Genomic DNA, 12,612 nt, shown 5'->3' on the forward strand with positions numbered 1-12,612 from the left:
TCTTGACTCAAGCATTAATGCAGTACGATCTTCAAAGTTAAGATGATGGTATGACAATTTTATATACTCCATAAACCCTTTAAATTAATTAGGTGGTTTATGTCGCACTTCAAGTTTTACTCTGCCAGGTTAATTCATTGGCTGTTTTTTTGTAGAGTCGACGACCAAAGACATCGTAACCATATTCTGTAACTAGACCATTATTATCACTTCGAATAAGTTTGTTTTGATTATCCCAAGTCAGTTTAAGGTTTTTGCCCGCTTGAATAATCTCTGTCACATTACCTTGTGCATCATATTGGTAGTGTTTACCTTTATAACTTTTAATAAGGTTATTTTTAATTTGCGCCGGACTTAATACCGAGTCAGAATCAATTAAGTTACCTGCTGGGTCAAAATTAAAACTTTCTGTTTTATGTAAACTTTGAGCTGCGATTAAACGCCCAATTGGGTCATATTGATAATTGAGTTTACCCAAACGGCTATCTTCAACTTGACTAAGCAAATAGTTTTGATCGTATTGATAATGTCGATGCGCTTGGTACTGTAAATAGTCTTGCGTTTCTTGTTCAGGCTGAATCAGTTGTGAACTGAGTAAACCAACGTCATTATAGTGTTTAATTTGGATGAGTCCATTTGCCAATAGGCGTGTTGTTTCTCGATGTAAGTCATCTCGTTGGAATGAAACCATGTCCTGTTTATTCAGGGCAATCGCATACAAATGTCCTGAGCCATAACTCAAATTGGCTTGTTCCTGGCCATCTGGACGAATTGTTTTAATCAAATTACCAAGTTCATCATATTCATAACGTAACACCGCAGTAAGTGGACGAAGCCCAGCGATTTTGTAGTGCTGATGCTCTCTTACCAATTGCCCAAGTGTATTGCGATAAAAATCAATTTGGCTAACCTCATTACTGGCTCGGCTCAGTTGGCTGTTCAGATTGTAATCAAATTGTTCTGTTTGCTTCTTTCCTGTATGTAAATGGGTAAAGCTTTTCGATGCGATTTGTCCATCAGCGTAATAATCAAATTGGGTCAGGATATTAGGCTGTCGGATTTCAGATAACCTGCCACTCTCATCATGATAGCTGTAGTGTTTTTCTTCTCCATCAAAAGCTTGTTCACGTACCAAATAACCATATTGATTGTAATCAAATAAAAATTCTGCTTTGTTCTGGTTGATTAGTTTTTTGATACGTCCCTGTTTATCCCATTGATAGCCAATGCGATGTCGATTAGCATCGATGCGTTGTTCGAGTAATCCTGTGGCATTGTATTGGTACTCAGTCACTAAACCTTTAGTATCAATATGTTTGAGTAAACGCCCTTCTTCATCATGTTCAAAATGTTCTTTTAATCCATCAGGGTAAACAATACTTTGGAGTTGTCCTTTGTCTCGACCTTGAGTGCTGTAAAGGTACTGAACGACTTTATTATTTGCAGTTTGTTTGGTAGTTAACGAACCCTCTTCATCGTATTCCCAAGTACTGCTTTTGCCTGAGCAATCAGTATAGGAGGTCATTTGTCCTAATTCATTGTATTGAATTTTTTTGCTGCCGCCTTTGGCATCAATCACTTCGATCAATTGATTGTCATTGTTGTATTTATATTGGGTGATATGCCCCAAAGGATTTATTTCTTTGCTGATATTACCCTTGGCATCATATTCTCGTTTCCAAATATTGCCTTCAGGGTCTTTGGTTTCGACCAAATTGCCTTGCTCATCATAGGCAAAACGGATTACTCCGCCATTTGGCTGTACGATTTTGATGAGTTGATCCTGATCATTGTATTCTTGTTGTGTCTCTCGCCCTTCAAAATCAATTTGACGGGTAATACGTTTTTGACTATCACGGCTGTACCACGATTCACGTCCATCTGCTAAACGAGTACGGTAGGTAAATCCATTCAGATCAAAATAGTAATAGGTCGGGACATCGTAAGCGTCATAAACAGCGACTTGGCGTAAGCGAGGATGCCATTTGAGTTTGGTATGGTAACTACCATCATCAGCCCATTCTTCAATAGCTTTAGTAGACAAAGAAAAACTCAAATTTATTAAAATCTAAATAAAACCAAATAATGATAATCTTTAACTTCAATCTTTAATATATTGATAAGAGCAAAAAACTGAATAATTTTTTATAACCTCAAAGCTTGCCTGTTACAAAAAAACAAATAACAAGTCATCTAATTAATTGTTCTATATGAAAATATAAATTAGAATTCATCTTCATCCATGCTGCGCTAAAGTTTAAAATTTTTATGAAAAATCTTTTGGTTCTTACATCACTTATCTTCTTGATTTCATGTGGTAGTACAACACAAGAGCACACTGCAAATACAAAGAACTCAAATTCAGAAACAGTATATATTTATGACCAAGAAACAAATAAAAAGCTAAAACAAGCAGAAGATTTTATCAATAATGATCAATATGATAAAGCGTTTCCAATTTTATTCGAGTTAGCTAAGCAAGGAAATCCAACTGCTCAAAATGATATTGGTGCAAGTTATCAATATGGATTTAATGGCGAAACTGATGAAGCAAAAGCTATTCATTGGTATACATTAGCAGCTAAACAAAACCATGCCCCTTCAATACATAACTTGGGCTTAATAGCATTTAATAATGCAAAAAATGAGCATGACTATCAAAAAGCATTAACCCTTTTTGAAAAAGCAGCTAAGTTTGGTTCTTATGAAGCTATTAATTATATTGGTATATATTATGAAAATGGGATTATATTTCCTCAAGACTCAACCAAAGCACTTGAAAAATTTAAAATAGCAGCAGAGCATGGCAACGCATCAGGTCAATTTAATCTAGGTCAAGCCTATTACTATGGTAAAGGCGTAAAACAAGACTATAAAAAAGCATTTGAATGGTACACAAAGTCATCTGAGCAAAATTATGCAACAGCAGTTATTCAATTAGCAAGTTTATATGATGAGGGTAAAGGTACTGATAAGAATACAAACAAAGCTATTGAATTGGTAAAACCATATGCAGAACAGGGTTATGATCTCGCGCAATACAATATTTCTCTTTACTATAAAGATAAAAATGAACTAGGAAAGTCTATATACTGGTTAGACCAGTATAAGAAAAATCCTAATAAGAGTGATTAAATTACTCTTTAACTTTTTTATTATAAATAAATAAAGGAATTACAATTGAAGCCCCAGCTTGATGATCAATACTTGGGGCCTTTATACTTTTTTTCCCTATATTTATCTGCCCCACACCACCAAAGCCACTCACTTTTTTCCTTTCCCCAGTTTCATAATCTTGGGTTGTAGATTTTACATTCATCAAACCTACATTATAAGCTCCTAAGTTAACACTGTTTGTTAGACTATATCCTGCTCCAGTCAATTCCGAAACATGTTTTGCATTAGTCTTAATATTACTTCCTGCAAGAGAAAATCCAATATCATCACTTAATTTTTTGACATTTCCACCATGTAAATTTATTGCACTCTTATCAATACTGATAGAGTCTTCAACAGCATAGTATAACATCCAGTTCCCACGAGCATCATAGGCCACTCCTATTTCTAAGGAAGCCCCTAATATCTCCCACAACTGTGCTCCAATAGTTACAGAAATTTGTCGAGTATAATCTCCACTCACTTTAGTAACAGGGAATAAACCTTCAGTATATAATTTACTCAATATTAGCTTTTGATTACTTAGGCCTAAAAACTTTGCAGAATGATTTATTAATTTTAGTCTTTGACCCGCATAAAGACTATATGTATTAGTTATTTCATTATCTTGTTTAATTCTTTCTGCATTTAAATTAAACTTTCTTGCGACACTTAATAAAGTATCGCCAGTATTTACAATATAATCTATTTCAATAAAATAACCTTCTTTAGGAGCTGCAACTTGAAGCATCATTTGATTTGATGTATTAGCACTTCCAATAAATATTTTCTGACCTATTTTAATTTCATTTGCATCAGAAATATTATTATTTCTCATAAGTAGGGAAATTTCTTTATTATATTTTTTGGCTATACTTGCTAAATTTTCACCAGATTTCACCTGATGATAGTCACTTTCATAAGTTTTAGACGCCCCTTTTACTTCTGTTGTAACCAAAATCTTCATTAGACTTAATGGTAGTGTTAATGTTGCTCCATTAAGAAAATAATTTTTTTCAATATTCTCCTGAAAAATTTGTGTGTAGGTCTTATATTTAGTTGGTCCTCCTTTTACAAAAACTCTCAATATACCTTTTTCAGAATGTGTATATAAAGTTTTTGTTACTTTTCCTTCTTTTGTAGTCTGATCTTCATCTAATCTCCTAGTTGTAGTAGGAAATACTAAACTTTGAAAACTCACTTTATAGTCTAAGTTTGGAATTCCTTCGTCTACATTCTTATATGTAAAGCGTAATTTAAATGCAATATTAGACATTATTTATACCAACTATTCTTTGCTATCTGTTTCATTTTCAATATAGCCAATAACTGGCTCATCTGTATCAATAAAGACTTCTAAAGGTTCGGCAACTTCTGAATAAATCCTATTAGTCCGCCCCCTTTCATCCAATACACCTTCCAAATAAACTCCATCTTTTTTACGGACCCGGTAAGAAGTTTTCAAATAATCGGAATAAAGCCCAAGACTAGAAAAATCAAGACGATGGCTAAATTTTTTAACCTCAGCAAAAACTGGTTCTTTTAATATTGGTAAAGACGTATTAATTTTCGCCCCACCCTTAAACAAATGCTGCCCCGCCTTCACCTCAAACTTGCCACCCGTGGTCGGAAAAATCCCCGAGCCATTAATCTTGATTTGTGAACCGCCAGCGGTCAGATTAATTTCGGTTGGGCTGGTAATATAAACCGCATCTTCCGTCGAAATAATCTGCACCCCCTTTCTGGCAATTAGGTCAGCACCATCACCCTGTGCCTGAATCTCAACCTTGCCTTTACCCGCATATAAACGTGCACCGTCTTGTGCTGCAAACAGGCTCAGTTTCTGGCTGGCATGCGCAATCAAAGATTGCTGTGTGCTGAGGTTAATACTCTCTCCTGCACTGTGGCTGATCTGACCATCAGCAGAGAGATGCACATCTTGCTGGCTACTCAACGCAATAGAGTTTGGTGCGCTAAGAATCATTAAGGCCTGTTTAAAAGCAGCAGCTTTATTTTCATCCTGCTGTTCGATCTGCTCTAAGAAGTTCTTTAAGTTATCGAGAACTTCTAAAGGATCCGTCTGCTGGTTTTTGGCCACTTCACTTAGGGCAGTACTGTTGTTTAAGCTGCTTTCTAGCTGGCTCTTGGCTTCACTGGCATCGAGATGATTGCCTTCGGCCTGTGCCTGTGGATGGGTGGAAATTAGTAGGCCTTCTCCAGCACGAACTGCGCCCCACTGATCGGTTCTCAGTTCAAAGCCTTCTCCCCGACCGTCACTTTCGGCGCTGGCTTTCGGATGGCTCAAGTTCCCCAGGTTCAGTTGGGTCGCACCATGGCTGCTTTGCAGCTGGGCAGAGATCTGCTTCGGAGTATCATCAAAGCGCAGCTGGTTAAAGCCACTGCCTTCAATTTCCTGTGAGCGGATCCCGCTGAGTTTTTTGGTGTCGGGTAGTTGGCCTTGTTGGTCGAATTGGGTTGGCGAGCGTTCTGCTTCATGTAGACGGCCAACCACGAAAGGCCGGTCGATGTTACCGTCAAAGAAGTCGATCACCACAATTTCATTAATCCGTGGCAGGAAACGTGCCCCGTAGCCTTCTCCGGCCCAAGGCGTCAGTACATCGACCCAGGCGGAATCGGTGTCATTGTCATTACTGCCGGCCCCGCCATCATGCTGATGGTCATCACTGCGGGTAAACAGGAAACGGACTTTAATCCGTCCCCATTCATCGACATGGATGCTTTCGCCAGCAGGTCCCACCACCCGAGCGCGCTGTGGATGGGCTGCTGGTCGGTGCTGTAGTGGATGGTATTCCGGGACGGTGCGGATGTTGCGACGTTGCAGGGTTAAGGTATTGCCTTGACGTTCATCCGGGTGTTGTTTTTGTTGAAAACTAAAATGGCTATGCCAGTGGCTCTGGCTGAGTAGCTGGTTGATCTGCTGATTGAGGTCTTTAGGTAAGTTGTTCTGGTTATAGAACTGTTTGCCGGTAATTAAGAATTCTTTGTCGGCTGCGCTGTGCTGGTCAATTTCCGGGTGTTCATTCAGTTCAAACCAGTAGCCAACCTGGGCATCACGGACGGTGGAATGGGCGCTGAAGTATTTGGATTGCAGGTCGTTGTAGTGGCTGAGGTTCTGGTTCAGTTTATCCAGCTGGTTGTTGGAAGAGGCTGTGGCCTGGTCTTCGCCATTTAAATCCTGCATCCAGGCCGGGCTGATCTGCCAGGCTTGTTCCAGGCTTAAGCTGGCATTGTCCTGATTGTGGCTGTGCTGGTGTTTGCTTTGTACAGAACCGGCGCCTTCTTCCTGGCTCAGGCTATCCGACTGCCAGCGCTGCAGATGTACGGCCGTCGGTTGCAGGCTGCGCTGGGCAATCAACTGGGTGATACTGTCTAATTGTTCGGTGGCACTGGAGCGATGAAAGCGGATGCTGCGGCGGTTTAAGGCACTGTACTGGCTGTTGTCATCAATCAGGCGCAGTTTCTGGGCCTGTATCGGGCTGCTGGAATGTACGACCTGTAACTGGGCTTCATCAATCAGCCAGTTAATCCCTTCACTGCGCCAGAGCCGGGTCAAAAAGTCATAGTCGGTTTCATTGGACTGCATGATAAAAGGACGCACATCCAGTTCCTGGGTCAGTCCGGTTAAGTCCAGGGTCAGGCTGGCGGCAAAGAGCGGGCTTTTGTTTTGCCATTCTTTAAACAGAATCTCGCTGACTTCGCGTACGCTTTTATTCATAAACACACGGCTGTTACGGCGTTTATGCCAGAGTGCGGTTGGATCTTCTAGCGTAAGTTTATAGAGCGTGAGTGAACCATCACTTTGGCCTTGCGCGGCTGCGGTGATAATACCGCTGCTGCGAAACAGCTGGCCCTGGTCAGTGACCTGATCGACGGCAACTTGCGCGCCAATAAACTGTTTTAACGGAATCTGGGCATTGGTCGAAAGACAGATCAGTTCGGCATGTAAACCGTCATTGAGCTGGTGTTCACCGTCGATGCGCTGTAAAAAAACATCGGCATTTAAGGCCGGCTGAGAAAATTGAATATGGAGGGCACGTTTTTGTGGGCTGAGGCCTAATTTTTCTAGTGCTGCAAATATATTGCTTGGCATCATTGTTCTGTAATAAATAGCTAAAAAAAAGTGTGGCTATTTTATACAAAATAACCACATAAAACATCGCTTCAACCCGGCCGCTTGTTTATCAATATGTAACTATCCGATAAAAAGCCGGCGCAGGTTAAAACGTTCCGACTTATTCTGCGTCCATCATTGCGGCGCTCATACCCACAGTATTAAAGCCAGCATCTACATACAGAATTTCACCGGTAATCCCGTTGGCCCACGGTGAGCACAGGAATAAAGCGGCATTGCCCACTTCTTCAATGGTGACATTACGTTTTAATGGGGCAATTTTTTCGTTGGCATCTAACATTTTACGGAATGACTTAATTCCTGATGCAGCCAATGTACGGATTGGACCGGCAGAAATGGCATTAACACGAATGCCTTCAGCACCCAGGCTAGAGGCTAAATAACGCACCCCTGCTTCAAGCGAAGCTTTGGCCATGCCCATCACGTTGTAGTTTGGCATTACACGCTCAGAACCCTGATAAGTCAGGGTTAATAAACAGCCTTGACGCGCCTGTAATAATGGTTTTGCGGCACGCGCCATCGCAACAAAGCTGTAGGCGCTGATGTCATGCGCAATTTTAAAACCTTCACGGTCGGTCACATCAGTAAAGTCACCATCTAAGGTATGGGCTGGTGCGAAACCAATTGAATGCACCACGCCATCCAGACCATCCCAATGTTGAGCAAGATCGACAAAGACCTGTTCAATTTCAGCATCTACCGCAACATCACAAGGAAGAACAATTTTAGAACCAAACTGTTCTGCAAATTCATCCACACGTTTTTTCAATTTTTCATTCGGATAGGTAAAAGCCAGCTCTGCACCTTCACGATGTAAAGCCTGAGCAACACCAAATGCAATGGATAATTTACTCGCAATACCCGCGATTAAAAAGCGTTTACCCGCTAATAGTCCTTGTGCCATGTGAATCTCACTCATATTGATTTTGCAGTATCATGCCAATTCTGAGCCAATTCGGAAATTGCATAATGCGCCTTTTTTTCAATTCCTCCGAAGAAAATAAAAATCGCGCAAAGGTTGCGCGATGTTAATGTCGATAAATGCAGGGAAGTTAATCATTGCTTTGCAATAAGCCCAGCAAACGCAGGAAGGAATAATACATCCAGACCAAGGTGGCCAATAAGGCAATGGCGCTCAGCCATTCCATGCTTTTCGGTGCACCTTGTGCTGCACCGGTTTCAATCAGGTCAAAGTCTAGAATCAGGTTTAAAGAGGCAATCACGGCCACAAATGCTGCAAAGCCAATTCCAAGCCAGTTGCTTTCAAACAGATAAGGAATACTCGACCCCAAAGCCAGACTCAGAAAGATTTGCACCACAAACACCATCGCAATCGCAATTGAGGCCGACATCACCACCGCCTTAAATTTTTCAGTGGCGCGAATTACCCGAGTACGATACAGCACAAACATCACCAATGTGGTCACAAAGGTAGCCAGCAAGGCCTGTAATGGCACACCCGGAAACTGCAACTGGAAGATCACTGAAATCCCGCCCAGAAAGGCCCCTTCAAACAGCGCATAGGGAATGGCCAGCGTGCGCGCTGTATTTGGCTTAAAGGTGGCCACCAAAGCCAGAATCAGTCCGCCAATGGCACCGACAATTGCGCCGGCATAGGCAATAGAAAGATTGGCGGTCAGGAAACTGTAGAAAAACAGGCCGATGCCCACCACGGCGGCAATTAAAGTCAGCAGGACAGATTTTTGGATTGCTCCCTGCACGCTCATCGGCTGGGCATAATCACTCGACACCTCAACGCGTGTCAGGATCGGGTTATTACTTTGCATGATTTAAGGTACTCCGATCATTGCGGCAAATGGGTTTTGAAATACTCATTGCTCCTATCATAAGCGCGCAGCTGCATCCTGTCTAAATAATCACCAAAAAGATTACATCTTTATAACGGGTAATATCTCTGGATCACATCCGAATAACAGCAAATGAAAAACGATAGAGATAAAAAAAGAGGCCCAAAGCCTCTTCTTAAGCGCTGTGGATACGCTAGTCCCCGCAGTGCAAATAGATGGATGATGAACAGATACTTATTTATTCATAATAAAGAAATATTCACGATAGTATTTCAGCTCGGCAATCGAGTCACGGATATCATCCATGGCCAGGTGAGAGGCATTTTTCTTTAAGCCGCTCATGATTTCCGGACGCCAGCGTTTGGCCAGTTCTTTAACAGAAGATACATCCAGATTACGGTAATGGAAGAACTGCTCCAGCTCCGGCATTAACCGGTGTAAAAAGCGTCGGTCCTGACAGATCGAGTTACCGCACATCGGCGAAGTTTTTGGATTGACCCATTTTTTCAGGAATTCCAAGGTTTGCTGCTCGGCATCCTGCGCGCTCAGTTTACTGCGACGTACACGCTCAATTAGCCCCGACTGACCATGCTGACGCGTGTTCCATTCATCCATGGCATTTAAAATACGATCTGATTGATGCACGGCCAGTACCGGACCTTCCGCCAGAATATTTAAATGATCGTCTGTCACAATGGTGGCAATTTCAATAATCTGATCATTATCGGTATCTAAACCTGTCATTTCCAGGTCAATCCAAATTAAGCGGGTATCAGGCGTGCTGCTCATAAATGTGCAATCTTATTCGTCTTAAAAACGGCTATAGTAGCAAATTTCTGTGTTCTTGGGTGTCATTCTGCCCGTGCTTCATGCTATTTTTGCACTCCAGATTTCATGGTTTTTTTAGGATATGAATGGCTTTAATTCGTAAGCGTCGCCTGACTGAACAGCAACAACGCCGCATTCAGAAACAGCAGCAAACCCGGCAGGAAGATATAGACAGCTCCAATGATCTGGAAGGTCTGGTGGTGCAGCATTATGGACGCCAGCTGGAAGTACAAGCCCTCTCCGTGCCGGAGCAGCATCCTGAAAAACCCGTGGTGGCCGAAGGTGAACCTGAACCGTTCTGGAAACCGATTGAACTGGGCAGCATCTGGCGCTGTCATACCCGCACCAACTTGGAATTACTGGTTACCGGTGACCGGGTTAAATGGCAGGCCGATCCAAATACCGGTCTGGGCATTATTAGCGCCATCCATCCGCGCCAGTCTTTGCTCACGCGCCCGGACCGTTACCACAAAGTCAAACCGGTAGCCGCCAACATCTCGCTGATTGTGATTGTGTTTGCACCGCTGCCAGAACCAGCACCGGGTCTGATTGACCGCTATCTGGTGGCCTGTGCCGATGCCAATATTCCGGCGCTGCTGATCCTGAACAAATCCGACCTACTTACCGAAAATGATCCGATTCTGGATTTACTGCAAGAATACCGTGATTTGGGTTATGAAGTGATGCAGACCCAGTCTGATGCAGATCTGACTGAACTGTCCAACCGTTTAAAAAATGAAACTGTGGCCTTTGTCGGTCAGTCTGGCGTGGGTAAAAGTACCCTGATTAATGCCATCGTGCCGGAAGCGGCGCAGAAAACCAATATCATTTCAGAAAACTCGGCCCTGGGTCAGCATACCACCACCTCCACCCGCTTAATTCCGTTTGGTGAAGGTTCGGCGCTCATTGACTCACCGGGCATCCGCGAATTTGGCCTGTGGCATTTGACGACTGAAAAAATCCAGCAGGGTTTTCCGGAAATTGAAAATCTGCTCGGTCACTGTCAATTCCGTAACTGTACCCATAAGCACGAAAAGCAATGTGCCTTGCGTCAGGCGGCAGCAGCGGGTGAGATTTTAACGCGCCGGCTCGACAGTTATTTGCGTCTGATTGATGAAGTCAACGAAGCCCAGCAAAAAAATTAGTTTAATTGCAGCCCGACCCTTGAAGCGGTGATTTTGATCACCATATTTATAGGCTATACTCTGTGACAATTTTTGAAATTGTAATTTAGGTGACTTGTGGAACGTTGGTTCGAGTTTATGGGGAATCACCCCTTCTTGTTTGGAACACTGGCAGTTTTGGTGGTTTTATTCTTCATTTTGGAAGGCCAACGTAACGGGCGTAAAATTTCCCCACAATCTTTAGGGATTCTGGTGAAAGCCAAAAATGCCATGCTGATTGATTTACGTGATGCCAAAGACTTCCGTGAAGGCCATATCAGCGGCAGCCGCAACATTCCTTACAGCAAAATTTCAAGCCATATTGAAGAGTTAAAAACCGCTGACCGTCCATTGGTGTTTATCTGCAATTTAGGTCAAATTGCCGGCACTGCCCTGCAACAGGTAGGCCACGCAGATAGCTATCGTCTGGATGGTGGGATCAGTAACTGGAAAGCACAAGGCTTACCTTTAGTAAAAAGCAAATAATCCGCTTGAGGAGATTAGCAATGGCTGAAGTAACGATTTATTCAACAACTGTATGTCCATATTGCGTACGTGCAAAACAGCTTCTTGAGCGTAAAGGCGTTGTCTATAAAGAAATCAATTTATCCAACGAAGCACCAGAAGTCCGCACTGAACTGATGCAGCGCACCAACCATCGTACTGTTCCACAAATTTTTATTAATGAGCAGTTCATTGGTGGTTTCGACCAACTTTACGCCCTTGAGCGTGAAGGCAAACTCGATGACTTACTGGCGTCATAATTTCAATTAATTTTCTGTTCATATTTTTAAGGAATAAATAATGAGTGAACAACAACAAGCTCAACCACAATTGGCATTAGAGCGTATTTATACAAAAGATATTTCTTTTGAAGTTCCAGGGGCACAAGTATTTACCAAAGAATGGCAGCCTGAACTGAATATCAATCTGTCGTCTTCTGCAGAAAAGATTGATCCAACCCACTTTGAAGTGTCTTTAAAAGTTGTTGTTCAAGCCAACAATGCCGGTGATACAGCATTTATTGTAGATGTCACTCAAGCAGGTATTTTCCTGATTGATGGCGTAGAAGAAGAACGTCTGCCATATATTCTGGGTGCCTACTGCCCGAACATCCTGTTCCCATTCTTGCGTGAAGCAGTGAATGATATGGTTACCAAAGGCAGCTTCCCGCAATTGCTGTTAACACCAATCAACTTTGATGCTGAATTTGAAGCCAACATGCAACGCGCACAAGCCGCTGCTGCAGAAGGTCAGGCTTAATTGTATTCAGGCATTTAAGTCCAGCACGAAAAAGCCCTGCACTTGCAGTAATGCCAGTCAGTTAAGCAAATTTTAGTAAAATGTAGTAAAAATGAGTGTATGTAAATACGCTCATTTTTTTTATGTCTTTATCTGAACATTTAGAATCCACTCTTGAACATGCTCTCCCATCACTCAACCATTTTTGTGAACTTATTGATTTAAATTGGATTGAAACAAGCCTGCATCAAACAGGTAAGGC

10 protein-coding genes and 1 pseudogene are annotated in these 12,612 nt (G+C 42.2%); 5 read left to right on the forward strand and 6 right to left on the reverse strand.

Annotation, left to right across the window (positions count from 1 at the left end; all coding sequences use genetic code 11):
- Positions 1-127: 127 nt before the first annotated feature.
- A pseudogene (locus tag FTT63_RS13830) lies at positions 128-2,038 on the reverse strand (RHS repeat protein); the annotation flags it as partial.
- A gap of 230 nt (positions 2,039-2,268) precedes the next feature.
- On the opposite strand from FTT63_RS13830, the gene FTT63_RS13835 reads away from it, so the two are divergent.
- Positions 2,269-3,135, forward strand: coding sequence for a tetratricopeptide repeat protein (locus FTT63_RS13835; RefSeq protein WP_127799878.1), 867 nt, complete (start codon positions 2,269-2,271; stop codon positions 3,133-3,135).
- Between the two features lies 1 nt (position 3,136).
- On the opposite strand, the gene FTT63_RS13840 is transcribed toward FTT63_RS13835, so the two are convergent.
- The 5 genes from FTT63_RS13840 to orn all read right to left on the reverse strand — a co-directional run bounded on the left by FTT63_RS13840 (position 3,137) and on the right by orn (position 9,906).
- Complete coding sequence (locus FTT63_RS13840) at positions 3,137-4,432, reverse strand: LysM domain-containing protein (RefSeq protein ID WP_225876403.1); 1,296 nt, start codon at positions 4,430-4,432, stop codon at positions 3,137-3,139.
- Positions 4,433-4,444: 12 nt separating this feature from the next.
- The gene (locus tag FTT63_RS13850; protein WP_152342206.1) at positions 4,445-7,270 is read right to left on the reverse strand and encodes a type VI secretion system Vgr family protein; all 2,826 of its coding nucleotides are present in this window, start codon (positions 7,268-7,270) and stop codon (positions 4,445-4,447) included.
- 139 nt (positions 7,271-7,409) lie between these two features.
- Positions 7,410-8,213 (reverse strand): enoyl-ACP reductase, encoded by an 804-nt coding sequence (locus FTT63_RS13855; RefSeq protein WP_005182307.1) that lies wholly within the window; start codon positions 8,211-8,213, stop codon positions 7,410-7,412.
- 148 nt (positions 8,214-8,361) lie between these two features.
- Positions 8,362-9,096: a Bax inhibitor-1/YccA family protein gene (locus tag FTT63_RS13860; protein WP_016659546.1), complete on the reverse strand. Its 735-nt coding sequence runs from the start codon at positions 9,094-9,096 to the stop codon at positions 8,362-8,364.
- A 255-nt stretch (positions 9,097-9,351) separates the two neighbouring features.
- The gene (gene orn / locus FTT63_RS13865; RefSeq protein ID WP_005182297.1) at positions 9,352-9,906 is read right to left on the reverse strand and encodes an oligoribonuclease; all 555 of its coding nucleotides are present in this window, start codon (positions 9,904-9,906) and stop codon (positions 9,352-9,354) included.
- A gap of 125 nt (positions 9,907-10,031) precedes the next feature.
- Between orn and rsgA the strand changes: the two genes are divergently transcribed.
- From rsgA to secB, 4 genes are all read left to right on the forward strand, one after another.
- Positions 10,032-11,090, forward strand: coding sequence for a small ribosomal subunit biogenesis GTPase RsgA (rsgA, locus tag FTT63_RS13870; RefSeq protein ID WP_104490218.1), 1,059 nt, complete (start codon positions 10,032-10,034; stop codon positions 11,088-11,090).
- A gap of 96 nt (positions 11,091-11,186) precedes the next feature.
- On the forward strand, positions 11,187-11,594 hold the full coding sequence (locus FTT63_RS13875; protein WP_005182291.1) for a rhodanese-like domain-containing protein: 408 nt from the start codon (positions 11,187-11,189) through the stop codon (positions 11,592-11,594).
- A 20-nt stretch (positions 11,595-11,614) separates the two neighbouring features.
- Positions 11,615-11,872, forward strand: a complete 258-nt coding sequence (gene grxC / locus FTT63_RS13880) for a glutaredoxin 3 (RefSeq protein ID WP_005182284.1) — start codon at positions 11,615-11,617, stop codon at positions 11,870-11,872.
- Positions 11,873-11,912: 40 nt separating this feature from the next.
- Positions 11,913-12,371 carry a protein-export chaperone SecB gene (gene secB, locus FTT63_RS13885; protein WP_005182282.1) on the forward strand — a complete coding sequence of 153 codons (459 nt, stop codon included), beginning with the start codon at positions 11,913-11,915 and terminating at the stop codon, positions 12,369-12,371.
- Positions 12,372-12,612 lie beyond the last annotated feature (241 nt).

This window comes from Acinetobacter sp. C15 (assembly GCF_013420645.1).
GTDB classification, from domain to species: Bacteria; Pseudomonadota; Gammaproteobacteria; order Pseudomonadales; family Moraxellaceae; genus Acinetobacter; species Acinetobacter indicus.

Coding starts and splice junctions, on each gene's coding strand:
- FTT63_RS13835 (WP_127799878.1), top strand. CDS start 2,269: ATGAAAAATCTTTTGGTTCTTACATCACTTATCTTCTTGATTTCATGT.
- FTT63_RS13840 (WP_225876403.1), bottom strand. CDS start 4,432: ATGTCTAATATTGCATTTAAATTACGCTTTACATATAAGAATGTAGAC.
- FTT63_RS13850 (WP_152342206.1), bottom strand. CDS start 7,270: ATGATGCCAAGCAATATATTTGCAGCACTAGAAAAATTAGGCCTCAGC.
- FTT63_RS13855 (WP_005182307.1), bottom strand. CDS start 8,213: ATGGCACAAGGACTATTAGCGGGTAAACGCTTTTTAATCGCGGGTATT.
- FTT63_RS13860 (WP_016659546.1), bottom strand. CDS start 9,096: ATGCAAAGTAATAACCCGATCCTGACACGCGTTGAGGTGTCGAGTGAT.
- orn (WP_005182297.1), bottom strand. CDS start 9,906: ATGAGCAGCACGCCTGATACCCGCTTAATTTGGATTGACCTGGAAATG.
- rsgA (WP_104490218.1), top strand. CDS start 10,032: ATGGCTTTAATTCGTAAGCGTCGCCTGACTGAACAGCAACAACGCCGC.
- grxC (WP_005182284.1), top strand. CDS start 11,615: ATGGCTGAAGTAACGATTTATTCAACAACTGTATGTCCATATTGCGTA.
- secB (WP_005182282.1), top strand. CDS start 11,913: ATGAGTGAACAACAACAAGCTCAACCACAATTGGCATTAGAGCGTATT.